Below are 24579 nucleotides of genomic sequence, written 5' to 3'. Positions count from 1 at the left end.
ATTAAGAATATTTGCCCTGTTCATCTAATTTCAAATATGTAATTTAAAATGATATTAAAAGATCAAATTTGGCTTTGAATGTAATTTTCAATTCCGACGTTATCAATCAAATCAATTTGGGTTTCAGTCCAATCCCAGAACTCTTCTTCTTTTTCCAGAATTTCACGAACTAAATCACGAGACACATAATCTTGAGCCAGTTCACAGACTTCAATGGTTTTCTTTTCAACTTCGATGTTTTCTTTAACCTTACGCACATCACATTTTAAAACTTCTGCGGTATGTTGACCAATATAAAGTTTGCCCAGATGTTGTAAATTCGGTAAACCTTCTAAAAACAGAATTCGTTCAATAATTTTATCAGCATGCTTCATTTGACGAATTGATTCTTTATATTCACTCGATCCTAATTTTTCGATGCCCCAGTCATTACACATACGTGAATGTAAAAAATACTGATTAATGGCGGTGAGGTGGTGGTAAAGCACCTGATTAAGCTGGTTAATCACATCACGATTGCCTTTCATTGTACTGACTCCCAAAAACAATTTGTGCCCTAAAACAATATTCAAGGCAATCTTATCATGATCAGTTTAATCAACTATTGGAAACGAGGCGAGTATTTTATGGAACAGCAAATGAAAATCGCAATCAAAAACAACCAAATATAAATTAGTGACAAAATAAACCCGCCTAGAGTCGAGAGCGGGGAGGAGAAGATGATCCGAGGATCATGGGCTGTTGTTATAATTGTGTCTTAAAATAAAAATTTGGAAAATCTGATTAGGCTGCAACTGAAATGCGTGCGGCAATGTCCGCCAGTTCATCACTAATAATGCTACGTGCTTCAGGTGCGCAACGACCACAACACGTGCCTAAATCTAACAAGTCACGAACTTCACGATAGCTTTCAGCGCCATTGCTAATGGCATCTTTAATATCCTGATCAGTAATACCGCGACATAAACAAACGTACATCAGACTTATTCGCATAGTTAAATGGGATAACTGATATTATTGATAATTATTATCACTTGTCAATGAAATTCATTTGAAAAAACGATTTTAATCATGGTCATTTTGAATAAAAAAATACCACCTGATCGGTGGTATCTATTAAATGTACAAGCTTAAGCATTGATAGTGACAATGCCATCCATTTCGACCAGCGCACCTTTAGGCAAACTCGCCACCCCTAAGGCTGCACGTGCTGGATATGGCTGGGCAAAATATTCACCCATAATTTGATTCACCAATTGAAAGTTGGATAAATCGGTCAAAAAGATATTTAGTTTGGCAATATCCGCAAGACTACCGCCTGCCGCTTCACAGACTGCTTTTAAATTATCAAACACACGACGAATTTGAGCTTCAATACCTTCAACAAGTTCCATACTATATGGATCCAAGCCAATTTGACCGGATAGATACAAGGTATTCCCAACCATAATTGCTTGAGAATAAGTTCCGATTGCGGCTGGGGCATTTTCAGTATGGATCACTTGACGGGTCATTGATTTTTCCTAAATCTGATGTTTTCCTCATCATAATTCATGCGGCTGTTTGACAAAAGTCTGATTCATGAATTATCAGGAATAAATTAGTACTTGCATTTATGAAGTCATCGCATCTAACTGGCTTGAGAATTTTCGATGATTGAAGGAGGAATGGCTAAACGGGAAACGCGCGGGAAATTAAACTGCATACGTAAATCACGAATAATCTGGGCAATTTGTTTGCGATTATTGACCACGATGTTGACGTAAGTACATTCATGCGTTGGATAAACTTGTTCAACCCCAATATGTGATTTTCGGCACAAATAAATGAGTTCTGAAACCTGCTCATCATCCAGCGTCATTTCAATACATAAATAGGCATTAAAACTGACATCTTCCAGATCGTCCGATTGCCATTGCAAAGGCATAATATTTTCAGGATGTAAATGTTGTTCATGCAGTAAGTTATGACATCGAGCACGATGCACAATCAGTCCGCGACGTGATAAATGCCCCTGAATTGGATCGCCTAATACAGGATTACAGCAATGGGCATATTTGACATCAATCCCCTCAGTACCCTGAATCAGTCGATCAGATTCATGTTCGTGTAATTGACTTTGATCGTGTTGTACATACAAATGGTTGGCGACCAATTGCGGCAATAAATCACCCACTGCGATCTGCTCAAACAGGATATCTTTACTTTCAACATGTCGCCATTGCAGCACATCTAGCCAGTCAGATTCTGATAAGTCGTTAATTGAACGGTTAAACAGTTTTAACGCTCGATTCAACGCCTGTTGACCCACTAAACGCTGTTCTTCAATATCCTGATCACGCAAAATATTTTGCAAGGCGCGCCGTGCTTTTTGAGTATTGATAAAGCTTAGCCAGTCTGGGTTTGGGGTGGCCAATACATCGGTAATGACTTCGACCACTTGCCCGCTGGTCAGCGGGGTTGAAAGGGGACGAATTTCACCATCAACTTTCGCACCTACAGCATGATTACCTAGAAATAAACTGGCAGCATAAGCAAAATCCACCACGGTTGCCCCTTGAGGCAATTCATGTAAATGTCCTTGCGGCGTATAGACCCAAATTTTTTCCTGATGCAGATAATCCAGCAAATCATTGAATGTAGTTTTGGCGCAGGCATCATCAATTAAGGTATTTAAATTTTGCATGGAGGCCTGAATGGCTGAACGACACGCTTGAGGTGCGTTTTCACCGAGTACCACACCAAAACGTGCAGCTTTACGCATTAACTCAGTCTGAATAGTGAGCGATAAAGTGGTATTTTCGCCTTTGAGTTTCATGGCTAAGGATTGATTGCCACCAGGCAAAGGGCGGCGAATATGATCCTGATATTGCAGCACTTTAAAATTTTCTTCTAAGGCTTCTACTAAACGGTCACAGTCCGCAATGCTGTGTAAGATAATTTCAAAAGCATGGCTATGCGTCAGTTCATGTAAATCGATTTCATTTTTAACAAAGTGGCGTAACAGTTCAATATTATTATTTTTCTTTTTAATCCGACCATTAATTTGATAAGCCAATAACAGATCGGCTAAATGTTTTTCCCATTGAGACTGGTATTCACAACGCTTTGGCTTATTTTCAAGCAAGGCACTTTGCACGTTATTGTACATGTCCAGATCAAGATTTTGATAACACAATAATTCAAGATTATCTGCCATCTCGTTCATGCCGACGATACGAGCCATCGGTACGAATATATCCAGAGTTTCCTGAGCAATACGCGCACGTTTATCTGGACGTAATGCATCCAGAGTGGTCATATTATGATAACGGTCCGAAAGTTTGATAATGATGACACGCGGATCTTGTAGCGTTGCTTGTAAAATCTTGCGAAAAGAAGCGGCTTTATTAAATTGCTTATCACTGGAATGGGTCAATTTGGTCACACCATCGACCAAGTCTGACACGGTTCGACCAAAACGTTCAGCAATATCTTCTTTGGTATATTCAGTATCTTCAATCACATCATGCAATAGGGCGGCCATCAAGGTTTCTGCATCCAGACGCATATGTGCCAAAATGCAGCACACCGCAATCGGGTGTAGTACATACGGTTCCCCACTTTTACGGATAATTCCGCTATGCGCTAAATCAGCAAAATCACAGGCAGCAAGCACACGCTCGACGTCCTCAACTTTTAAATAGGCATCGATAATTAATTTGAGCTGTTGCTTGGCTTGGCTGACCTCTTCGCCTGGCATAGATCACCTTTCATTGCAGTGAATAAGAACAATTTACCTATCTCTTAATGAAATGCATATTGTGAAATTTGTCAATTTGTTCACACAAATATTCATAGATAAATTTCGATGCTGGAGATAGGTTGAATCAATCGAATCTTACAGTTGTATCAAATCTTTTAATGAGATGCATCAATTTTGATGCCTGAGATACAGTTTTTTGCGCAGTTTTAGTGAGTAAGTGTTTTATTTTTGAGCATGATCATTGCAAAACAATGACTCAATTTATTTTAATGGCTCAATTTGACTAAGTAGGCAGCAGGTTTGGATTCTATTTAAAACTGAAAAAAGTCAATAAGCGATCTCATTGTATTGAAGCAAATGTTTAAATACTTTATATGACCATCGCGCATAAAAAAAGAGTGCTTCAAAGCACTCTTTTTCTGACTGCTATTGTTCAGCAACTTATTGGAAAGAAAAACCTTCCAGATTTAAGCTGTTTGCTGATAAAGCTAGATCAAGGCTAGAGGTTTGATAATCCTGCTCACGCTGCTTTAGGATATCTTTAGTGACATGACCTGTAGCAATTTCACGTAATGCCACCACAGTTGGTTTGTCATTGTCCCATTCAACAGTCGGTTCAATACCTTGACGAGCAAGTTGACGCGCACGTTTGCTTGCCACTAGTACAAGCTCAAAGCGGTTGTCTACATGGTCTAAACAATCTTCAACGGTTACGCGTGCCATATAAATTCTCGGGTTATAAATACAACTAGACTGCGAATTATAAAATGTATTGGGTGCAGACTCAAGCCTATTCGTTATTCGGCGTGATGAGCTGTTCAATCAAAAGCTGATGACGATACACCTGTTGCGCCAAGGTCAAGCGATTGGCAGTAATAATTGATTCAAGTTCATGCAGTGCTTTATTAAAGTCATCGTTAATAATGACATAGTCAAAATTAACATATTGTTGCATATCTTCGACCGCGCAATCCAAACGATGTTCAATGACCTCAACTGAGTCTGTACCACGGTTGGACAAACGCTGACGCAAATCAAATTGGCTTGGGGGAAGAATAAAAATTTGTCTGGAATCAGGAAAAAGCTTACGAACTTGCTGCGCACCTTGCCAATCAATTTCGAGTAAGACATCATGACCTTTGGCAAGCTGTTGTTCAACCGTTGTTTGTGAGGTTCCATAATAGTTACCAAAAACCTCAGCATATTCAATAAAACCACCTTGTTCGACGTGGCTTAAAAAAGTGTCTTTTGTGGTAAAATGATAATGTACGCCGTCGAGTTCACCTGATCGCTGGCCACGTGTGGTATGCGAAACAGAAACGTGTAAGTTGCTGACACGTTCCAGCAGGGCTTTGACTAAAGATGTTTTGCCTGTTCCTGAAGCAGCAGAAACGACAAACAATAGACCCGACATGATATTTTTCCTGATATGATAAAATATCTTGGCTATTGTAGTGTACCAACAGCCTAAACTAAAGAGTTCAGGTTAAAGTTTTAGTTCGCTATCTCTCTTAAAACGTTAAAATATTGTTCATATTCATCATTGGTTGAGGATCATATGCAAATCGTATTGGCAAATCCACGAGGTTTTTGTGCTGGTGTAGACCGTGCGATTGCGATCGTTAATCGTGCGCTAGAATGTTTTAGTCCACCGATTTATGTGCGTCATGAAGTGGTTCACAACAAATTTGTGGTTGATGATTTGCGTCAGCGCGGTGCAATTTTTGTCGATGAGCTCGATCAAGTACCTGATGATTCGATTGTTATTTTTAGTGCACATGGCGTTTCTAAAGCTGTTCAGCTTGAGGCCGAGCAGCGTGGTTTAAAAGTCTTTGATGCGACCTGTCCATTGGTGACCAAAGTCCATATCGAAGTCACTAAATATGCCCGCGAAGGTACAGAAGCGATTTTGATTGGTCATGAAGGTCATCCCGAAGTTGAAGGGACCATGGGGCAGTATGACAAAAAAAGTGGCGGTAATATTTATCTGGTTGAAGATGAGCAAGATGTTGCTGAGTTGGCGGTGAAGCATCCTGAAAAGTTGGCGTTTGTCACTCAAACCACATTGTCGATTGATGATACTGCCAAAGTCATTGATGCTTTGCGTTCGCGCTTTCCACAGATTCAGGGACCGCGTAAAGACGATATTTGTTATGCTACCCAAAACCGTCAGGATGCAGTACGTGACTTGGCTTCACAGTGTGATGTTGTTTTAGTTGTCGGTTCACCAAATTCGTCCAACTCTAACCGATTGCGTGAGTTGGCAGAGCGTATGGGCAAAGCAGCGTATTTAGTCGATAATGCGGATCAGCTTGAACAAGAGTGGTTTAAATCCCAAGATAAAATTGGGGTAACCGCGGGTGCATCTGCGCCTGAAATCTTAATTAAACAGGTGATTCAGCGTTTGCAGGATTGGGGCGCTGAAGCACCGAAAGAGTTAGATGGACGCGAGGAAAATATTACCTTCAGCTTGCCTAAAGAGCTCAGAATACAAGTGACACAAGCTTAATTTTAAATAAGAAAAAATTTTTTTAAAAAAACGGATGAGTGCTACTCATCCGTTTTTTTATGCCCTTAATCTTGATTGTATTGGTTCTGTAAAAATATCAGTTAATCTAGAAAATGGGGAAAGTAAAAAAGTAGGTAAAGCAATGGATAAGAATCGGGGATTTACACTTATTGAGCTGATGGTGACCATTGCTGTTTTGGCCATTATTGCGACGATGGCTGCGCCTTCTTTTGGAGATATGATGGCTACTCAAAATTTAAATAGAAGTACACAGGATTTAATTTTTACCTTTAATCAGGCCCGCTCAAAAGCCGTGTTAGAACGTCGAACCATGATCGTTAGTCTAAATACCTCTCAAATAAATAATTCTGTTTCACAATTAAATTGGACACCTTCAGGAAAAGCGTTACTAAAAGGTAGTTTTTCCACATCCATTTGTTTTAATTTACTTGGGGGGGTTGGGGATTTGAATGGAGCTACACCACCTCAATGTATTCCTGCAACTGCTGATAAAACTTTTGAAATCTGTAATAAATCTAATGGCTCCAAATCAAAAATAGTTACTATTTCTAAAATGGGAACAATTCAGCAAGTCATAGAGGGGAGTTGTTCATGATATTGATTAAAAAACAAAATGGTGCAGGTTTAATTGAAGTTTTGGTTGCTTTACTTATTTTAGCAATAGGAGTTCTTGGTTTTGTGGCATTGCAGTATCGCGCTGTAGAGGCAACTTCTGAAGCTGGTGCGAGAGTTCAGGCTATTAATATTGCCAAAGATTTAGTTGAGAGAATTAGGGTGAATCGCTCAGCATTTTTAGAATATCAAAATCAACTAAAAAAACCAGAAAGCCAGAAAAGTTATAAGACTAATTGCTTTACAATGAATTGTTCTGAAAAAGATTTAGCTGATTTTGATGTAGCTCAAGTCGTTAATAAAGCTAGTTCTTTAAGTATGACAATGAATATGATGAATTGCCAAGGAAATAATAATAATCGTAGCTGTGTCTATGTGGCATGGGGCGATACTAGTGCTACAAATGGAACAGGGACAGGGGATTGTACAAATGGCAATGCTTATAATGCCAATTCCACCTGTGTAATTATGGAGGCATATTAAATGATAAAGCAATCAGGTTTTACCTTGATTGAACTCATGCTTTCTTTGACGTTGGGTTTAATTATTACAGCTGCCGCAATATTATTGTTTTTGACAAGCCAAAAAAGCTTGTCTATGCAAAGCGGGCTGTCAGATATTCAGGATAATGCTAATTTTGGTTTAAACTATTTGACTAAAGATATTCGATTAGCTAATTTGAATAATCAGAAATCGATTTTAAATGATGAAACTGCATTTGGGGGAATTGTCCTTACGTCATCATTAAATGCAACCATAGATAATAATACATCTCCCCCTACTCCATTGAGCAACTTTAATAATACGATTGTTGGAACAAGTGCTGGAGTAAATTTACTTTCTCGCGGTAGTGGGATGCCTGTTGGGGTTGCTCCAGCTTGGACAGGCGCCTCAAATGTACAAGTTAATGGCACTGATATAACCAGTGATCAACTTGTTATCCAATATACTCCTCAATATATAAAAAGTGGTAATAATTTAATAGGAGGGTTTGATTGCGAGGGCAATAAACTGGAGTTTCCAGTTGTTGATCCAGGGAATGGAAAACCATTTGGTCCTCAAGTAATTGTACAACGTTATTTCTTAAGAGTAGATGCAAATAATCAGGCTTATGAACCAAATCAACCTCTTTCGCTTGCTTGCGATGCTGGTTTTTATTCTGTCACGGGGAGTCCCACAACTGTTACAGGCTATGGTGATGCAGGTGAAATTGTAATAAAAAGAGTTGATTATTTTCGAGTTCTCTTAGGTGTTCAAAATAATAGTCAATATGGCTATTTGTCAATTAAAGATTATATGCTACTTGCTAAACCACGACCAAGAATAATTTCAGTTCAAATCGGTCTATTAACTAGATCGAGTCAAAATGTAGGCAATGATTCACTCATTAATGATGACCAGCAATTTGTTGTGCTTGATCAAACGGTACAAGTAAAAAAACCAAAAACAACGACTTCCAAATATGTTCGTCAAGTTGTTTCACAAACCGTAGCTTTAAGGAATTCAATTGGGGAGCGTGGGAAATGAGAAAGAACGAAGTTGGTGCAACATTGATTGTTATACTCATTTTTCTAGTTGCCATAATGGTAATTGGAACAGTTGCTATCCGCCAAAGTATGGTGGGATTGAGTATTGCTACTAATAGTCAGGTGCAGCAACTATTATCGCAGAATTCAGATTCAGCTTTTTTTAGTACAGAAGATACGAATAATTTGGTTCAGAGCCTAAGTGGTAGTGGCATGTTTGGCTATATAAGTAATGTGAGCGATAAGAATAAAGAGCTTGTATTTTGCTATCGAGGTGATCAATCCAACTTCTTTGACATTTCTCGAGCAAATATTATGCAATGGGAATCAGGAAAAGATAAACCGACTAATGATGCATTTGGTACGGATGGTTATTGTGATGCTAGCCAGATTGCAAGTAGTAATTGGTTTACCAGTGGACGCCGTGCAGTGATGACACAAGTATCGGTGAAATTCTCAACTGTTGAAGAGTTGGATCCTTTTTATGACAGGACTCGTGCTACAGATAATAAAACAGGTCGGGTTGAGGATACGAAACGAGTAAAGATATTTGCTGTTTCACTGATGCCAAGTTTAGCAAGTGCTTCCCGTTCTGATATTAATACTTGCCTTCAATCTCATATGAGTGAGGTAACGATTCCAACTGACACAACAACTCCAACTATAGGTACAGATGTTGCACCAAAAGATAATCCATTAGTGAGCGTCACAGATTGTTTGGCAAGTTTAAATATTCCTTTTACAACGCAGGTAAGTGAATACACTATTGCGCAGAATTTTACATAACGGGAGTCAGTGAAATGAAAAAGTTAAATTATAAAATTAAGCTCCAATCATATTGTAAAAATGTAGCGGTGATCAGCCTTTCTGCATTATGTAGCGGCCTATTAATTACTAGTAGTACACAGGCAAGTGATATTGATATTTATCAACAAGCAAAATCTGGAACAATTAGTTTGATGATGCTGTTGGATATTTCAGGAAGTATGGGTTACCCGCAGCAAGTAGGGAATAGTAGTTCGTGTGATGTCCCTGATGGTGCAACAATAAATGGTAATAGTTCGGAAACTTCTACAAACGGTTCCCCATCTTATACGCGTTACTACTGTAATGTCATTGATACAAAGACATACAAGTATCGGAGTTATAAAAGTAACGGTAAAACACGCTATCAGCTCTGTACAAATAGTGCAACAACTTACTCGGCATGCACTTGGGGTTCAGAAACAACAAGTATGCCGTCTACGACAGCTCCTTATAGTGACTCTCTAGGCTCGTATACATACTTTTATGATGGAATGGTACGAAAATATTATGATCGTATAACTCGATTGAAAGATGGAATGTTTGATCTCTTATATGGAAATAGTGTTACAGGTATTGCACGTATTGCAGATGATAAGGTAATCGGTTTGAGTACATTTTCGCGTCCTACTACTTTTAATAGTAGTGGAGAACCAACAGATGCTGACAATGTGAGTGGTCAAATTCGGATACCAGCGAGACGGTTAGATGCAGTCATTGGGGGAGTGACACAAAGACAAATACTGCTCAATGAAATTGCTAAATTAAGTGCTCGAGGAGGCACACCGACAGCAAATGCATATGCAGATACGGCAGCTTACTTATTTGGTTCCACAACAGGTGGAACCGAAAAGGGTATTATTGGATATACTTCTATATATGATACAAGTCGATTTTATAAATGCATTGATCAGACTCCATCAGGAGGATGTAATGGTTATTCTAGCAGTTATACAACACTACCTAATTACGATGATTATGTGAGAAGTGGTTCCTATTACTATTATTATAGAAATAATATTGCAAATTCTTCGTCCAGTGGATTTTATTATTCATATAATGATACTAAAAACTCTGATCAGACGTTATATTCTAAGCCAACATCTTTAATGCAAACGGATGATATTAAAAAATGTAGTGGGCAGGGTATATATGTATTGACAGATGGTCAACCTAATAATAATAGTTCTGCAAAAAAACTAATGCAGGCAGCTTTAACTTCCCAATATCAATCTACATTGAGTTGTTCTGATTCTAACTCTGGATGGGACTGTATGCTTAATTTTGTACAAAATTTATTAAGTCCTTCTAAGAATCCATTGGGCCTTAAAGTCAAAACCGCAGTTGTGGGATTTGGTAGTGATTTTAATGGTATTCCATCTTATAGTAGCGCGCTCACACAAGAGCAAAATATTGCGAATATTAATGATTCAAACGCGGAGGAGAATGTTAAAAAGGCTGCTTATTGGGGCATAATTGGCGAAGGTGGATGGTATTCTGGAAGCCAGTCTGAGGATATTGTTAAGAGTGTGAATGAATTTATTAGTAATTTGGGGAGTGCCATCCCAGCTGTAACGACAGGTGCTCCAACGATACCTAAAGACAGTCTTAATCCATCAGTATTACAGAAAGTGGCTTACTACCCCCAGTTTCAACCAACTCCAGATAAAACCTATCAATTATGGGCTGGGAATTTAAAAAAATATAATGTAGTGGAGGGGATATTAAAAGATAAGGGGGGCAATAAGATTGTTGATACGAATGGTCGTCTTATTGATAATTATGACTTGTGGGCGCCTAATGTTGATGCAAGTGTAAAAGATGCTGATGAAACAACTTATGGTAGCACCAAGTTTGCACTCATGGGTGGGATTAAATCTCAACTTAAATTGCGTACAGATGCAAATACTGAGAACAGAAAGCTTTTGACAAATCGTATTTCACAAGGATCTGGTTCATCTGCAACATTTGTGAATAGTACAACTTTACGTCAGGTTAAAATAAGTGATTTAACAGATAATACTTATAAAAATGATTTTAATCGTGGTTATCTTATTAGTTTACTAGGTTATGCTGTAGATGCTGCGAATCCCAATAATATCAACTTATCAACTGCTCCAGAGCTCAGACAGGTTGGTGCTGTGATGCATTCTTCACCTATATTGGTGACCAATAAGGGCAAAATTACTTATAGCAATAATATTCTAGGGTCTGAGAATCGGCAGGATTTTATTTTATTTGGTACAACACAAGGTCTTTTACATGTAGTCGATGCAACCACGGGGAAAGAAAAATTTGCATTTGTGCCAAATGAAATGGTTGAAAATCAGAAAGAGGCTTTCTTGAAATATGACACCACAAGTGGAGGCTTAAGTAAATTATATTATGGTATTGATGCTCCTTGGACTACTTATACAGAATATGTCGTTGACAGTTCAAGTAATCTCACGGTCTCTACAGGAAGAAACTCTCAGAAAGGTAAGCAAATTGCCTATGGTGGTTTACGTATGGGAGGGCGAAGTTATTATGCGCTAGACCTTGCAGATATAGATAATCCAAAATTGCTTTTCCAGATATCTCCATCTGACCAAAAAGTTTATTACAATGGCACTAGTAAAAGCTTCCCAGCTTTACAATATATGGGGCAGAGTTGGTCTAAACCCGCAATTGCTTGGGTGAAATGGGGTAAAAGTCGTAAACGGGTCATGTTTGTAGGAGGGGGGTATGATGCTGGCGGTGATGATGGTGATGCGCGTATTAATGGTGTAAAGGGTGCCTATTCGGGTTATGAAAGTGATACATATAACCAAACTAATGCCAAAGGTGGTGGCGTTTACATGTTTGATGCCGATAATGGTGATTTATTGTGGTGGGCAAGCAAAAATGCAACATCTAGTTCGACCACTACAAATAGTGGTGTCATTGGCTTAAATAATGAGAACCTAAAATATAGTGTAGTCAGTGAAATACGAACTGAGGATCGAAATGGGGACGGTTTGGTTGATCATCTTTATTTTGGTGATTTAGGGGGACAATTATTCCGAATTGATCTTGATAATAATGCCTCTAGTTTAGGAGCATTTGCAAAAACTCCAAGACTATTGCTCAATCTGAATGCCAGTGAAAAAAGTCCGAGGTTTTATGAAATGCCTGGATTCTCTATCTACGATTATGCTGGTAAAACATTTGCAGTCATTTCTATTGGTACAGGTAATAGGAGTTTGCCATTAAAAGATTATACAGTTGGCACATCTGGTTATGATTATGATGCTGTTTATAATATCTATGATAAAGATGTGACTCGGAAAGATTTATACTCCGCTACAACATTTACCAAGACTTTAGCAAAAACTGATTTAGGTGAAATTACTCAGGACAATCGAAATAATAATACAACTTTAGTCGCACCGTATACTAAATACGGGTGGTATTATCGCTTTAAATCCTCTGGGTCAGCTGCAAAACTACAAAGTGCAAAAGTATTTTCAACACCTATAGTCTTAAACTCAAGAATGTTTGTCTCAATATTTGATGGCAGTAAACCAGGTTTATCTGGAGATTGTGGTGCGGGTGTAAAAGGTGAAAGCTTCTTACAACAATTTTGTATGCCGTATGGTCAATGTGCAAAGACTACTGCTAATGACCCAGATTCAGATCCAGAATGTACATCTCCTGATGGCTGCTCAATTGGTCCAGGAGATCAACGTACAACGATTGTAGATGATAAAAAGTGTAATCCAGCGATTGAGAAATGTGATAAGGATGATGATGATGAAGAAGATGAGAAAAGCAACAACCTAAATTACTGTATTTCAACGGGTAATCGCGGCGCTACTACTATTTCAGGTATTGTTTCTGCTGGAAGTAGTAAAATTTGTTTAGTGCCGCAACGCTGGTATGAGCTGTCAGCGCTTAAATAAAAAGGATGTCTAATGAAAATTAATCAATTAAGGCATTCCCAAACTGGTTTTACTTTAATCGAACTAATGATTGTCATCGTAATAGTCGCAATTTTTGCGGCTATTGCGATCCCTAGTTATCAAGAGTACGTAAAAAGGGCAATAGCTTCACAGGCTCAACAGCAAATTCAGCAATTTGCAATTTTACTAGAAAAGAATAAGGTGCGTAATTTTAATTATCTTGGATTTTTAACAACTCCAAGTCCATTCGTTTTACCAGTTGGTGCAAGTGGTGGAGCCATTAAATATACAATTACTATATCAGATGGAGAGAATACATCTAGATCACTTACTGATACTACTGCCTCGGGGCAAAGCTGGATTATACGGGCTGATTCTTCTGATTCCTCTAATTACAGTTTTATGATGACTAGTGCAGGTTTGCGCTGTAAGAATAAAACTCGAGGAAATATTACGGCAACAAATGTATCAAATGCAACCTGTGGAACAGGAGGAGAACCATGGTGAATGATATTAAGGCTTTCACTCTTCTTGAAGTTATAATTGTGGTTGCAATTATTGGTATTTTAGCTGCGATAATATATCCCTCTTATCAAGATTCAGTTCGTAAAACTAAAAGAACAGATGCTGAAAGTGATATGGCTGATATTGCCACAAGCATACAGAAATATAAGATAGCTAATTTTACTTTTTTAAAATCAGATGGTAATCCGATTGGCTTTTCGGATATAGGACGAAGTAGTGTAAGCCCTCAATCTGGTACTCCTTTATATAACTTAGCCTTATCTAATGTCACTGCTGGGACATGGACTTTAACAGCTACCCCAATTACAAGCGCTAGTCAATTTGGTGATGGACATATTGTAATGAATCATAGAGGAGAGCGTTGTTGGGTTAAGGGAAGTGATAAGGCTGGAGGTACAGTTTGTACTCCATCCGCAACTACCAATTGGGACGGCCGTTAAACTCTAAATTCAAAGCTGCGGATAACTTCAAAAACCATCTTTCATTCAGATTAAATATCGCGTACAATATCGCCCTCTATGAAAGGGGTTTGAAGCGTAACCGATGGTCGGTTGCAGGGATAATCCGTAAGAATTATAAGGCTTTTATCATGGTTGTTATTCGTTTAGCGCGCGGTGGTGCAAAAAAACGTCCATTCTATCAAATCGTTGTGACTGATAGCCGCAATGCACGTGATGGTCGTTTCATCGAACGTATTGGTTTCTTTAACCCGACTGCACAAGGTCAAGCTGAAAAACTTCGTTTAGATGCAGACCGTTTTGCTCACTGGGTTTCTCAAGGTGCTCAACCATCTGAGCGTGTTGCTTCTTTAGCTGCTCAAGCTAAAAAAGCGGCGACTGCTGCTTAATTGGAAGTAGATCATCCATGACAACAACGCTGAATCTTCCTGAAGATCGTATTCAGATTGGACAGTTACGTTCAGCCTATGGTTTAAATGGATGGCTCTGGGTGTATTCCAATACAGAACCCATGAGCAATATGTTTGACTATCTGCCTTGGTACATTGAGACCAAAGCAGGTTGGCAAACCATTGATGTAAAGCGTTGGAAACCGCATGGCAAAGGTCTGGTGGTGAGCTTAAAAGGTGTGAGTGATCGCACTGCGGCTGACAGTCTGGTTGGTGCCAATATCTGGATTGCCAAATCACAATTGCCAAAAGCAGATGTGGACGAGTATTACTGGTCTGATCTCAAAGGTCTTACAGTGTTAGGGCTGAATGATGATGAGCAGGAAGTCAATCTCGGGCAGATTCATGAGCTTTTTGAAACAGGTGCCAATGATGTCATGGTGGTTCGCGCCACGGCTGACAGTATTGATGCTGAAGAGCGCATGATTCCGTGGCATAAAGATGTAGTACAGCGTGTGGATCTTGAAGCAAATCGTATTTACGTCAATTGGGGCGTAGATTACTAAATTACATATCAGTGGTTTAGTGCGAACGCAGTAGGGAAATAGAGGAGTCTGCGATGTTTTTTGCAGTCATTACACTGTTTCCTGAAATGTTCGAAGCGATTACTGCCTACGGGATTAGTGGTCGTGCAGCCAAGCGTGACATGGTACAGGTAACTTGTATCAATCCACGTGATTTTGCACAGGGTAACTACAAACGAGTGGATGAGCGTCCATTTGGTGGTGGCCCAGGTATGGTGATGATGGCTGAGCCTTTGGCGCAAGCAATTCAACATGCCAAACAGCTTGCGAGCCAAGCAGGATGTGTTCACGTCCCTGTGGTGTATATGTCGCCACAAGGTCAAACTTTAAATGAATCCGCAGTGCAACAATTCGTTGAATACGATGGTTTGATTGTACTTTGTGGTCGTTATGAAGGGGTCGATGAACGTTTAATCCAGCGTTATGTTGATCAGGAATGGTCGATTGGGGATTACGTTTTGTCGGGTGGTGAACTGCCCGCGATGGTGCTGTTGGACAGTATTATTCGGCGATTGCCTGATGTGATGTCTGATGAACAATCGCATATACAGGATTCTTTTGTGGATGGTTTACTCGACTGCCCACAATATACCAAGCCTGATCATTTTGAAGGGCTAGATGTGCCTGAGGTACTTAAATCAGGACATCATGCCAATATTGAAAAATGGCGTTTTTTGCAGCGTTATCAACGGACACTTGAGCGTCGACCTGAGTTGATCGAACAAGTGACATTGACCAAGCAGCAAGAAAAATGGCTAAAAAATTTAGATGAATCATGAAAATGAAACATCTTTTATAGGCTCTTTATTTTTATGCGTTGAGTATAAATGATAAAGGGAAAGTTAAACGGGTTGATATGCGATTTAGCCTCTGTCCCCAGCGGCGTAAGAGACCTCTTCTCTCCCGCACATATTGGAGATTCCACAATGAGTGGTAAACATCCTTTAATTCAAGCAATTGAAAATTCACAGTTAAAATCAGACGTTCCAGCTTTTGCTCCAGGTGACACTGTCATCGTTCAAGTTAAAGTAAAGGAAGGTGATCGTGAGCGTCTTCAGGCATTTGAAGGTGTGGTCATTGCGAAGAAAAACCGTGGCCTAAACTCTGCGTTCACTGTTCGTAAAATTTCTAGCGGTGTTGGTGTTGAGCGTGTTTTCCAAACTCACTCACCCGTTGTTGCTAAAATTGAAGTGAAACGTCGTGGTGATGTTCGCCGTGCGAAACTTTACTATCTTCGTGAATTGTCTGGTAAAGCTGCACGTATTCGTGAAAAATTGCCAGCACGTAAACAAGGTTAATCTTAACGTTGTTTTCGAGCAAAAAAATGCGCCTCATGGGCGCATTTTTTATATCTGGCTAAAATGGATTATAAATTTTGACCTTTTAAGCGGTTGGCATGTTGTCTAAAGACTGCTACAGGATCTTGTGCAAAGAGATTGCGTAAACCTAAAATTTGATTGACCTCATCCAGATGATTCCATGCATAATCATCTCGAATGACACTACCTAAGTGACTGCTACAAGCCGGTACCAGACCATCATTGTTTTTACCGCTAAATACACTGGTTAAACTTAATCCATAATCTACAGGATCAAGTGGATTGGTTAATACAGACGCACCACTCCATGAATAATAGCGTATTCCATTCACTTCAGATGCACCTTGACCACATGCTGTAGTGGGCACACCTGCCGGAAACATCGCATTAAACTTACCCGCACCTTCAGTTGATAAACTATAAGCTGCGCCTAGTGAGTTCATCGGATATTTACGTGGGTCATCTAACTGCCCAAGGGTCAGTAAACTGGTTGCGATATTAACGATGGTTGCAATAGGAGCTTCTAATGGTGTTCCACCCAGTGTCTTATAAATGAGATCCGCCAGTGGTGCGCCTTTGGCAGGACCACCTATGGTTGAAACAGAAGCAACGTGGGCAGGAAGAACACCGGCAACATAGCGTACAGATTGAGAACCATGACTATGACCAATCAAATTAACTTTCTGTGAACCTGTAATTGCGAGAATATCCTGAACTTCGGCCAATAATTGCTCACCTCTAAATTCAGATGTATTGGCTGCAGATTGACGTGTGACCCAGACATTTGCTCCATTTCGAGCCAAATCTTGAGGAATTTGATACCAGTAGTCTAAGCCTAATGCTTCAGTTCCTAATTTATTAAAGCCGAATAAACCATGTGCCAGTACAAGCGGATATTTGGTTTTTGCATAATCCGAGATAACAAATTGTGCAGACGGATTTTGAATAGGACTGCTGGCCCATATCGGTTGTGTTACCACCATGAATACGCTCATGACTAATAATTTAAATTTCATTTTAATTTCCCTAAATTTCATTTTTCTAAGTTTGAAAATTGCTCCATTTCAAACCGTATATGATTGCCATTAACGCTGGAGTTAAAGGTGAATGAAAGTAAAGCATCTCCTCATATTAAACCTCGATTTGTATTTATTCAGAGAAGGGTAAGCTTTGCCCTTGATCTTTTGCCGATTCAAATGCATGTACCCTTATCTGATCCTGTGGTGTGGCAAAAGCCTGATTCCTAAGAGAATCAATTGCGCTTTGTTTGGCTGTATCACTCATGTTGCTATTTAAAATTGTCTGACGTTCATTAAGATATTGCGTTACATTATTTTTCCAGTTTGAGCGTTCCAGATCGAGTTGTTCTAAACGTGCTGTGGCATCTGCGCCGACCAGATTGGTTCGCATGTCATGTAATTGTTGTGCTGAGCCTCCATTTTTTTTGATGGATGCTGTCAATTGCCTGAGATCATCCAGTTTTGAGAGTTGCTCAAGATTGGCTTTCCAGTCCTGTGGAAGTTGGTCAAATAGGGCTTTAAGTTGTTTGGCTTTTTCAATTTCATTGAGTTGAGGCTGATTTAAAATAGCCATGCGGTCTAAAGTATATTGATTGTAAATATCTTCAGTGCCAAATAAGCCTTCAATTTCTGTAGCAGAAAAAAATCGTTGTCTAAGCATCTGTCTGGATGTAAATATGGCTTGATAATAAGCCACATCAGTTTTGGCAAGCGATGGCTCTTTTAAGTCTGCTAATTCTTCACGGTATTTGAGATAACGTTGCCATAAATCTTGTGTCTGATCACGTGCAGGTTGTATCAGATACTGAGCTAAGTATTTTTTCATGTCCTGATCAATTTGAGCCAGCGTCTTCTCGCCATATTGTGTGAGAAAATACTCAAAACAATTACGTGTTTGTTCATTGACGATTAAATGATTGGCATTATCTAGTTGCAGTTGACAATTAATCTGGGTGTCTGACTGACTTTGGCTATGAAAATTTGACATCGTCAAAGTAGATGAGTCACCAGATTGAAAATTCATTGGCTGATCTGGTAAGTCTGTTGAAACTGTTGAGGTAGAACCATTACTCGATTGAGGTTTTAGTCCTATCACTAACGCGATCATGATGAGTACAATAATACCCATGATGATCCAAAGGTAATTGCTGCGAAATCCTTGCATACCAACATTCCTGTCGATTTAATTATTTTACTTTAGCCTGAAATTCAAGCCGTGATTAAAAATAGCATAGTTCACCTAAAATACTGTAAAAATAGATAAGCGGATTTGATAACATGGCGGCAGCATTGACTGCCTTGCACTGGATCGACATGACGGCTAAATCTGAAAAAATTTCTCGTCGCCACTTGAGTGGTGTTTTTTTACTGAATAAGCCTCTAGGTTTAAGCTCGAATGCTGCACTGCAAAAAGTTCGCTGGTTGTTTCGGGCACAAAAAGCAGGACATACGGGTGCACTTGATCCGCTGGCCACGGGTTTATTGCCGATTTGTCTGGGCGAAGCCACCAAGTTTTCGCATTATTTGCTCGATTCGACCAAGCGTTATCAAACGGTGGTGAAACTTGGACAAACCACCACAACAGGGGATGTTGAGGGCGCAATTCTCCAGACTCGTGCTATTCCTGCCTTAACCATTGAGCGTATTGAGCAAGTCCTGAATCAGTTTCGTGGTGAGACACAGCAGGTTCCACCGATGTATTCAGCGTTAAAACGTGATGGACGCCCGTTGTATGAACTGGCAAGACAGGGCATTGAAATTGAACGTGAAGCGCGCCCAGTGACGATCTATGATTTAAAACTGGTCGATTTTGATGCTGAAAGTTTAACCTTGGATGTCACGTGTTCTAAAGGGACTTATATTCGGGTCTTGGGTGAAGATATTGGTGAAGCTTTGGGCTGTGGTGGGCATTTGACCCATTTGCATCGTATTCAGACTGGCCATTTTCAACTCATTCCTGAATATAGCATTGAATATTTAGAACAGCTGAATGAATCCGAGCGCGATATGCTATTATTGCCGGCCTACGCACCCGTCGAATATTTACCAAAAGTTCAAATCCCTGAAGGTCGTCACAAATATTTTTGCAATGGTCAGGAAAGCAATATTGAACATGCGCCTGCGCCTGAAGTACTGGTATTTGATCAAGATCAATGTTTGGGGCTGGCTGAAATCACGGATAAAAAACGATTGGTGCCGAAGCGTCTTTTAAATTTATAGGCATAGTCCAGATGGAAATTGAAGTCATACTCAGCTTAATCTTTTTTGCGTTTTGTGCAGGTGCAATTGATGCGGCGGTTGGAGGTGGTGGCCTTATTCAAATTCCAGCGATTATGAGTACTTTTCCCCAAATGTCGCCTGCGACTGTGATTGGAACCAATAAACTATCTTCTGTGTTTGGTACGGCTTCGGCTGCCTATACATTTGTACGTAAAGTCAAGTTGCAATGGAAATTATTGGCTGTTATTGCCATCTGTGCCTTGATCAGCTCTTTTCTAGGAGCGGCCTGTTTGTCATTGATTCCGCAGTCTTATTTGCGTCCTTTTGTGTTTGTAATGCTGATTGTGATTGCTATTTATACCTTGCTCAAAAAGAATTTTGGTCAGGTGCATGTGGCTTTAAGCATTACCCCTAAAGTCTTGGTATTGGCTGCAATCGGTAGCTTACTGATTGGATTCTATGATGGTATTTTTGGGCCGGGAACCGGAAGTTTTTTTATCTTCTTCTTTATCCGGTTTTTAAATGTTGATTTTTTACATGCTTCGGCCATGTCGAAAATCGGAAACTTTATGACCAATATTGCAGCACTGAGCTTTTTGGCTCCGACTGGTCATGTTATTTTCCATATCGGTTTGATGATGGCAGTTGCCAATGTCATTGGCTCAATTGTAGGGGTGCGTGTTGCTTTAAAATACGGTAGCGGTTTTGTACGTATTATCTTTTTGATTTTGGTGTCCATCTTAATCTGTCGTATTGGCTATCAAATGTTTGTTACAGGTTAATCGTACAAGCAAAGTTCTGATACAGATTTTGACACGAAACAACTAGTCTAAAAAATGTATAAAAATAAACTAGAAGGTAGCCAAAGTGCTGCCTTTTTTCTTATTGATAGCCCATAAAAATAGCCAGAATAGGATTAATGAATACATGAACATTTTTGAAGCTTTACGAGAAAGCCACGATCATCAACGTCGTTTATCAGAGCAACTCGTACAAACCAGCGGACATAGTGAAGAGCGGGAACAATTATTTAAAGCGCTTAAAAACGAGTTATGGGCGCACTCGGTAGCGGAAGATCGTTATTTATATATTCCATTGATGTTTAATGACACAGGACTGGATATTACCCGACATGCGCTGTCAGAACATCACGAAATGGACGAATTGGTTGAGCAACTTGAGAAAACAGATATGAGCAGTCCGAGTTGGTTAGCGGTTGCCAAACAACTCAGTGAAGTGGTACATCATCATTTAAAAGAAGAAGAACACAAGTTTTTCCAGCAGGCGGGTAAAATATTAACTGATCATGAGAAAGAAAAATTGGCTCAACAATACCTTAAAGAATATGCCAAATATAAAAAGCCTGAGTTGGTTTAACTAATTTGTTTTAACTCATGATGAGATCAGGCTGAGTGTTGCAGAATGATCTCGTGGCTATTATTTCAGCCTTGAGTTGAGGGGTTTGTGTCGTCTGTTTGACTGCGAAAACTTACACCAATTGATGCGAGCATAATACAGCCAAGGGCCATCCATTGCAGTACACTAATTTTTTCATTTAGCAATAATAAACCCGCCAATGCTGCCAACGCAGGCGACAAGCTGGAAAGCGTACCATAACTCAGTTTAGTTAAACGTTTTAAGGCAAATAAGTCTAATGCATAGGGAATGGCAGTGGCTAAAATGGCGATCAGCAATGCTTTGTCCCAATATTGGGTTTGCAGTAAATGATCTGGATGTTGAACCGCGCCAATCGGCAACAGCACCAGTGCAGATAAACAAATGGCGATACTCAGCGCATGCATGCCAATATTTTGACGAACAACTTTATGGCCAAAATAAATATACAGTGCCCAACATAATCCAGCACCCAATGCACATGCAGCACCAACGAGGGAAAAGTTGGCCTGAGCTGCCTGTTGCCACGGCACCATAAGTGCAATCCCTAAAATGGCACATAAAACCCAAACATAATCGCGGCGTTGTTGAATCGAAAGTAGAGCAAGCCCAAGCGGACCAATAAATTCTAGGCCTACTGCAATACCTTGTGGTAGCTTGCCCAATGACATATAAAACAGCACATTCATGAGACCTAAAGCACCACTATAACCCAGTAAATCACGCCATTTTAAGTCAGATAGTCGGGACAGGATTTTCCACGAGCGAAACATGAAAATGACCAGAACTGAGGCAAAGCAGAGTCTTAATAATGTGACGGTTAAGGGGTCTAATACTGCAATCAGTTGCTTGGCAAAAGACGCGCTAATTTGATAACACATCATTGAAAGCAGCATGGCAAAAATAGCAATCAAGGAGCTATTCGACATCAGCAGCACTCCAAGCTGAAATCTAAGGCATCACTAGATGTTGGCGAAGCTGAAAAATACTGTAAGCCAGATCGTTGAGATAAGAGAGCAAATTCCATCACAATGATTCATTCCGCTGTCTGGCACGTTGTGTCGTAATGGTACAGCCGAGCGAAGCCGTAATAATGGTTGCTAATGCTAGCCATTGATTCCACATTAATTTTTCACCCAGAAAAATAAAACCTGAAAACGCTGCAACCGCAGGTTCTAAACTCATCAGTGTCCCAAAACTCAATGCCGTTAAACGCTTTAGAGCCAGCATTTCCAGAGAAAAAGGCAAAGCACTGGCTAAAATTGCCAGTGCAATAAAATAAAAAATATGAGGTGATTCAAAAACATGTGCAAACGAGCCAGTGCATAGGGCAATCGGTAACAGAAACAACATACCGACACTCATCCCTAAAAATACGGTATGGTTGCCAGAGACACCAGAGGGTTTCTGACCTGCAATAATATACAATGCCCAACAGGCACCTGCCGCAACCGCAAATACAATCCCGAGTAAATCTAACCCATGATTGGTCTGATGAAAAGGGAAGAGCAATAGCAAGCCTACGATGGCACAAGCAATCCAGATTAAATCGTATTTCTGTCGTGCATAATATAAGGCTACACTCAGCGGGCCAATAAATTCAAATGCAACAGCAATCCCTAACGGTAAGCGTTGTAGAGATAAATAAAACAAGGCATTCATTCCAGCGAGCGCAACACCATAGCTGACAATCGCTTTCCAGCGAATGTTACGCCATTGAATTTTCCAAGCCTTAAAAATAATGGCGAGAATGATCGCACCAAAGCATAAACGTAAGGCAGACACCGTTAAGACAGGAAAATTTTGGAATAACACTTTGGCCAAAGAACCGCTACTTTGCACACTAATCATGGCGACAAGCAGAAACACAAGTGCCTGTAGCTGCGATTTTGGACTGGATAAAGACATTTTTTTTGAACGATAGGTATATTTTTAGCATGATAATTCATCTTGACATAAAAAAGCCACAGACAGGGCTGTGGCTTTTTTTTAACAGCTTGAATTAGAACAGGACGCGTACGCGAATCGTGCCTTCAACTTCACTCAACATATCGACAGCTTCTTGTGAAGCAGATGCGTCAACATCCATCACCAGATAACCAATATCGCCTTTGGTCATTAAGCTTTGACCAGAGATGTTAATATTTTGTTCAGCAAACAAGTTGTTGATTTTTGATAATACGCCTGGAATATTCTTGTGAATATGCAATAAACGATGTTTACCTTCAGTCAATGGCAACGCAATTTCTGGGAAGTTGACCGCAGACAGCGTCATCCCTTTGTCTGAATACGCCACAAACTTTTCAGCGACTTCAAGACCAATGTTCGCTTGCGCTTCCATGGTTGAACCGCCCACGTGTGGTGTCAAAATCACATTGTCTAAACCACGTAATGGAGAAACAAATTCTTCACCATTGGCTTTCGGTTCTTTCGGGAATACATCAACCGCAGCACCACCTAAATGACCAGATTTAAGCGCATCGGCTAAATCTTCAATCACCACACAGGTACCACGTGCCGCATTCAGGAAGATCGCACCTTCTTTCATCTTGGCGAACTGTTCTTTCTTAAAGAAGTTACGCGTAGAAGGTACATCTGGTACATGCAAGGTAACGACATCGGCAGTAGCCAGTAATTCATCGAGTGAACCCACTTGACGTGCATTACCTAATGGTAATTTAGTTACCGCATCAAAATAAATCACTTTCATGCCTAGGCTTTCTGCCAATACAGAAAGTTGAGAACCAATTGAACCGTAACCGACAATACCTAAAGTTTTCCCACGTGTTTCAAACGAACCCACCGCAGATTTATTCCATCCACCTGCATGCGTATCTGTTGATTTTTCAGGAACACGACGTAACAACAAAATTGTTTCAGCAAGAACCAGTTCAGCAACCGAGCGCGTATTTGAATACGGCGCGTTAAAAACAGGGATCCCACGCGCCATCGCTGCTTTTAAATCAACTTGGTTTGTTCCGATACAGAAACAGCCGACCGCGATCAATTTATTCGCAGCTTCAAACACTTCTTCAGTCAGTTGAGTGCGCGAACGAATACCAATAAAGTGCGCATCTTTGACCGCTTCTTTCAAAGCGTCGCCTTCAAGCGCAGTTTTGTGATAATCGATGTTGGTATAACCCGCTGCATTGAGAGTATCGATGGCGTTTTGGTGAACACCCTCTAACAATAAGAAACGAATTTTATCTTTAGGTAGTGATAGATGTTGGCTCATTACGGCTCCGCTACAAAGGCCAAATTTAGTCGCGAAATTATATCACAAGTCCTGCCAGTTGTTGATGCGTTATAAATAGACGATATGGAATCAATGAATGAATAAATTTCAGTTTATTGACAATCTGATTCAAGTTGTGATTAGCAAAATAAAAAAATACGAAAGATGAGAGGTTGAGTGCAACCTATTTTGTAGGACGGCATGTTGACGCGAAGCTTTATCCGACGCCTGCTTACATGTAAAATAAAGCGAATGTTTGCTAAAACATCAAACATGTTTAAAAATTTGTTGGAAAAGC

At 39.9% G+C, this 24579-nt stretch carries 26 protein-coding genes; 15 read left to right on the top strand and 11 right to left on the bottom strand.

What is annotated here, in order from left to right; genetic code table 11:
- Nucleotides 1-62: 62 nt before the first annotated feature.
- From bfr to gmk, 6 genes are all read right to left on the bottom strand, one after another.
- Nucleotides 63-527 (bottom strand): heteropolymeric bacterioferritin subunit Bfr, encoded by a 465-nt coding sequence (gene bfr, locus E0D95_RS08730; protein ID WP_130803495.1) that lies wholly within the window; start codon nt 525-527, stop codon nt 63-65.
- A 256-nt stretch (nt 528-783) separates the two neighbouring features.
- Entirely contained in the window at nt 784-978 is a 195-nt protein-coding gene (locus E0D95_RS08725) for a bacterioferritin-associated ferredoxin (RefSeq protein WP_130803494.1), read from the bottom strand.
- A gap of 152 nt (nt 979-1130) precedes the next feature.
- Complete coding sequence (locus E0D95_RS08720; protein WP_130803493.1) at nt 1131-1514, bottom strand: RidA family protein; 384 nt, start codon at nt 1512-1514, stop codon at nt 1131-1133.
- A gap of 116 nt (nt 1515-1630) precedes the next feature.
- Entirely contained in the window at nt 1631-3742 is a 2112-nt protein-coding gene (locus E0D95_RS08715) for a RelA/SpoT family protein (RefSeq protein ID WP_130803492.1), read from the bottom strand.
- 444 nt (nt 3743-4186) lie between these two features.
- Nucleotides 4187-4468 (bottom strand): DNA-directed RNA polymerase subunit omega, encoded by a 282-nt coding sequence (gene rpoZ, locus E0D95_RS08710; protein WP_130803491.1) that lies wholly within the window; start codon nt 4466-4468, stop codon nt 4187-4189.
- A gap of 67 nt (nt 4469-4535) precedes the next feature.
- Nucleotides 4536-5159 (bottom strand): guanylate kinase, encoded by a 624-nt coding sequence (gene gmk, locus E0D95_RS08705; RefSeq protein WP_130803490.1) that lies wholly within the window; start codon nt 5157-5159, stop codon nt 4536-4538.
- A gap of 144 nt (nt 5160-5303) precedes the next feature.
- On the opposite strand from gmk, the gene ispH reads away from it, so the two are divergent.
- The 12 genes from ispH to rplS all read left to right on the top strand — a co-directional run bounded on the left by ispH (nt 5304) and on the right by rplS (nt 16391).
- Nucleotides 5304-6254 carry a 4-hydroxy-3-methylbut-2-enyl diphosphate reductase gene (gene ispH, locus E0D95_RS08700; RefSeq protein WP_130803489.1) on the top strand — a complete coding sequence of 317 codons (951 nt, stop codon included), beginning with the start codon at nt 5304-5306 and terminating at the stop codon, nt 6252-6254.
- 142 nt (nt 6255-6396) lie between these two features.
- Entirely contained in the window at nt 6397-6870 is a 474-nt protein-coding gene (locus E0D95_RS08695; protein WP_130804871.1) for a pilus assembly FimT family protein, read from the top strand.
- Nucleotides 6867-7370, top strand: a complete 504-nt coding sequence (gene pilV / locus E0D95_RS08690) for a type IV pilus modification protein PilV (protein WP_130803488.1) — start codon at nt 6867-6869, stop codon at nt 7368-7370. The genes E0D95_RS08695 and pilV overlap by 4 nt, the downstream gene beginning before the upstream one ends.
- Nucleotides 7371-8414, top strand: a complete 1044-nt coding sequence (locus E0D95_RS08685; RefSeq protein WP_130803487.1) for a PilW family protein — start codon at nt 7371-7373, stop codon at nt 8412-8414.
- Complete coding sequence (locus E0D95_RS08680; RefSeq protein WP_130803486.1) at nt 8411-9199, top strand: pilus assembly PilX family protein; 789 nt, start codon at nt 8411-8413, stop codon at nt 9197-9199. The genes E0D95_RS08685 and E0D95_RS08680 overlap by 4 nt, the downstream gene beginning before the upstream one ends.
- 14 nt (nt 9200-9213) lie before the next feature.
- On the top strand, nt 9214-13137 hold the full coding sequence (locus tag E0D95_RS08675) for a PilC/PilY family type IV pilus protein (RefSeq protein ID WP_130803485.1): 3924 nt from the start codon (nt 9214-9216) through the stop codon (nt 13135-13137).
- A gap of 12 nt (nt 13138-13149) precedes the next feature.
- Entirely contained in the window at nt 13150-13644 is a 495-nt protein-coding gene (locus tag E0D95_RS08670; protein ID WP_130803484.1) for a type II secretion system protein, read from the top strand.
- A complete protein-coding gene (locus tag E0D95_RS08665; RefSeq protein ID WP_130803483.1) occupies nt 13638-14102 on the top strand; it encodes a type IV pilin protein in 465 nt (154 codons plus the stop codon). The genes E0D95_RS08670 and E0D95_RS08665 overlap by 7 nt, the downstream gene beginning before the upstream one ends.
- Nucleotides 14103-14251: 149 nt before the next feature.
- Entirely contained in the window at nt 14252-14509 is a 258-nt protein-coding gene (gene rpsP / locus E0D95_RS08660; RefSeq protein ID WP_004923845.1) for a 30S ribosomal protein S16, read from the top strand.
- A 17-nt stretch (nt 14510-14526) separates the two neighbouring features.
- Nucleotides 14527-15075 (top strand): ribosome maturation factor RimM, encoded by a 549-nt coding sequence (rimM, locus tag E0D95_RS08655; RefSeq protein ID WP_130803482.1) that lies wholly within the window; start codon nt 14527-14529, stop codon nt 15073-15075.
- A gap of 53 nt (nt 15076-15128) precedes the next feature.
- Nucleotides 15129-15872, top strand: a complete 744-nt coding sequence (gene trmD, locus E0D95_RS08650) for a tRNA (guanosine(37)-N1)-methyltransferase TrmD (RefSeq protein ID WP_130803481.1) — start codon at nt 15129-15131, stop codon at nt 15870-15872.
- A gap of 147 nt (nt 15873-16019) precedes the next feature.
- Nucleotides 16020-16391: a 50S ribosomal protein L19 gene (gene rplS, locus E0D95_RS08645; RefSeq protein ID WP_130803480.1), complete on the top strand. Its 372-nt coding sequence runs from the start codon at nt 16020-16022 to the stop codon at nt 16389-16391.
- 68 nt (nt 16392-16459) lie between these two features.
- Here rplS and E0D95_RS08640 read toward each other — a convergent pair whose 3' ends face one another.
- A complete protein-coding gene (locus E0D95_RS08640; protein WP_130803479.1) occupies nt 16460-17428 on the bottom strand; it encodes a lipase family alpha/beta hydrolase in 969 nt (322 codons plus the stop codon).
- 133 nt (nt 17429-17561) lie between these two features.
- A complete protein-coding gene (locus E0D95_RS08635; protein WP_130803478.1) occupies nt 17562-18596 on the bottom strand; it encodes a lipase secretion chaperone in 1035 nt (344 codons plus the stop codon).
- Nucleotides 18597-18745: 149 nt separating this feature from the next.
- Between E0D95_RS08635 and truB the strand changes: the two genes are divergently transcribed.
- The 3 genes from truB (at nt 18746) to E0D95_RS08620 (ending at nt 21028) form a co-directional block, all read left to right on the top strand.
- Nucleotides 18746-19651, top strand: a complete 906-nt coding sequence (gene truB / locus E0D95_RS08630) for a tRNA pseudouridine(55) synthase TruB (RefSeq protein WP_130804870.1) — start codon at nt 18746-18748, stop codon at nt 19649-19651.
- A gap of 11 nt (nt 19652-19662) precedes the next feature.
- Nucleotides 19663-20433, top strand: coding sequence for a sulfite exporter TauE/SafE family protein (locus E0D95_RS08625; RefSeq protein ID WP_130803477.1), 771 nt, complete (start codon nt 19663-19665; stop codon nt 20431-20433).
- Between the two features lie 145 nt (nt 20434-20578).
- Nucleotides 20579-21028, top strand: coding sequence for a hemerythrin domain-containing protein (locus tag E0D95_RS08620; protein ID WP_130803476.1), 450 nt, complete (start codon nt 20579-20581; stop codon nt 21026-21028).
- A 65-nt stretch (nt 21029-21093) separates the two neighbouring features.
- On the opposite strand, the gene E0D95_RS08615 is transcribed toward E0D95_RS08620, so the two are convergent.
- The 3 genes from E0D95_RS08615 to serA all read right to left on the bottom strand — a co-directional run bounded on the left by E0D95_RS08615 (nt 21094) and on the right by serA (nt 24281).
- Entirely contained in the window at nt 21094-21975 is an 882-nt protein-coding gene (locus E0D95_RS08615; RefSeq protein WP_130803475.1) for an EamA family transporter, read from the bottom strand.
- Nucleotides 21976-22072: 97 nt separating this feature from the next.
- Entirely contained in the window at nt 22073-22954 is an 882-nt protein-coding gene (locus E0D95_RS08610; RefSeq protein ID WP_130803474.1) for an EamA family transporter, read from the bottom strand.
- Nucleotides 22955-23048: 94 nt separating this feature from the next.
- Nucleotides 23049-24281, bottom strand: coding sequence for a phosphoglycerate dehydrogenase (gene serA / locus E0D95_RS08605; protein ID WP_130803473.1), 1233 nt, complete (start codon nt 24279-24281; stop codon nt 23049-23051).
- Between the last annotated feature and the right edge of the window lie 298 nt (nt 24282-24579).

This window comes from Acinetobacter ihumii, assembly GCF_900625095.1.
GTDB lineage: Bacteria > Pseudomonadota > Gammaproteobacteria > Pseudomonadales > Moraxellaceae > Acinetobacter > Acinetobacter ihumii.
The sequence above is the reverse complement of the archived record's forward strand: the minus strand, read 5'-3'. Positions and strand labels throughout refer to the sequence as shown.

Bases quoted from the DNA above. Each gene is read 5' to 3' on its own strand.
- bfr (WP_130803495.1), bottom strand. From the start codon at position 527: ATGAAAGGCAATCGTGATGTGATTAACCAGCTTAATCAGGTGCTTTAC.
- E0D95_RS08725 (WP_130803494.1), bottom strand. From the start codon at position 978: ATGTACGTTTGTTTATGTCGCGGTATTACTGATCAGGATATTAAAGAT.
- E0D95_RS08720 (WP_130803493.1), bottom strand. From the start codon at position 1,514: ATGACCCGTCAAGTGATCCATACTGAAAATGCCCCAGCCGCAATCGGA.
- E0D95_RS08715 (WP_130803492.1), bottom strand. From the start codon at position 3,742: ATGCCAGGCGAAGAGGTCAGCCAAGCCAAGCAACAGCTCAAATTAATT.
- rpoZ (WP_130803491.1), bottom strand. From the start codon at position 4,468: ATGGCACGCGTAACCGTTGAAGATTGTTTAGACCATGTAGACAACCGC.
- gmk (WP_130803490.1), bottom strand. From the start codon at position 5,159: ATGTCGGGTCTATTGTTTGTCGTTTCTGCTGCTTCAGGAACAGGCAAA.
- ispH (WP_130803489.1), top strand. From the start codon at position 5,304: ATGCAAATCGTATTGGCAAATCCACGAGGTTTTTGTGCTGGTGTAGAC.
- E0D95_RS08695 (WP_130804871.1), top strand. From the start codon at position 6,397: ATGGATAAGAATCGGGGATTTACACTTATTGAGCTGATGGTGACCATT.
- pilV (WP_130803488.1), top strand. From the start codon at position 6,867: ATGATATTGATTAAAAAACAAAATGGTGCAGGTTTAATTGAAGTTTTG.
- E0D95_RS08685 (WP_130803487.1), top strand. From the start codon at position 7,371: ATGATAAAGCAATCAGGTTTTACCTTGATTGAACTCATGCTTTCTTTG.
- E0D95_RS08680 (WP_130803486.1), top strand. From the start codon at position 8,411: ATGAGAAAGAACGAAGTTGGTGCAACATTGATTGTTATACTCATTTTT.
- E0D95_RS08675 (WP_130803485.1), top strand. From the start codon at position 9,214: ATGAAAAAGTTAAATTATAAAATTAAGCTCCAATCATATTGTAAAAAT.
- E0D95_RS08670 (WP_130803484.1), top strand. From the start codon at position 13,150: ATGAAAATTAATCAATTAAGGCATTCCCAAACTGGTTTTACTTTAATC.
- E0D95_RS08665 (WP_130803483.1), top strand. From the start codon at position 13,638: ATGGTGAATGATATTAAGGCTTTCACTCTTCTTGAAGTTATAATTGTG.
- rpsP (WP_004923845.1), top strand. From the start codon at position 14,252: ATGGTTGTTATTCGTTTAGCGCGCGGTGGTGCAAAAAAACGTCCATTC.
- rimM (WP_130803482.1), top strand. From the start codon at position 14,527: ATGACAACAACGCTGAATCTTCCTGAAGATCGTATTCAGATTGGACAG.
- trmD (WP_130803481.1), top strand. From the start codon at position 15,129: ATGTTTTTTGCAGTCATTACACTGTTTCCTGAAATGTTCGAAGCGATT.
- rplS (WP_130803480.1), top strand. From the start codon at position 16,020: ATGAGTGGTAAACATCCTTTAATTCAAGCAATTGAAAATTCACAGTTA.
- E0D95_RS08640 (WP_130803479.1), bottom strand. From the start codon at position 17,428: ATGAAATTTAAATTATTAGTCATGAGCGTATTCATGGTGGTAACACAA.
- E0D95_RS08635 (WP_130803478.1), bottom strand. From the start codon at position 18,596: ATGCAAGGATTTCGCAGCAATTACCTTTGGATCATCATGGGTATTATT.
- truB (WP_130804870.1), top strand. From the start codon at position 18,746: ATGACGGCTAAATCTGAAAAAATTTCTCGTCGCCACTTGAGTGGTGTT.
- E0D95_RS08625 (WP_130803477.1), top strand. From the start codon at position 19,663: ATGGAAATTGAAGTCATACTCAGCTTAATCTTTTTTGCGTTTTGTGCA.
- E0D95_RS08620 (WP_130803476.1), top strand. From the start codon at position 20,579: ATGAACATTTTTGAAGCTTTACGAGAAAGCCACGATCATCAACGTCGT.
- E0D95_RS08615 (WP_130803475.1), bottom strand. From the start codon at position 21,975: ATGTCGAATAGCTCCTTGATTGCTATTTTTGCCATGCTGCTTTCAATG.
- E0D95_RS08610 (WP_130803474.1), bottom strand. From the start codon at position 22,954: ATGTCTTTATCCAGTCCAAAATCGCAGCTACAGGCACTTGTGTTTCTG.
- serA (WP_130803473.1), bottom strand. From the start codon at position 24,281: ATGAGCCAACATCTATCACTACCTAAAGATAAAATTCGTTTCTTATTG.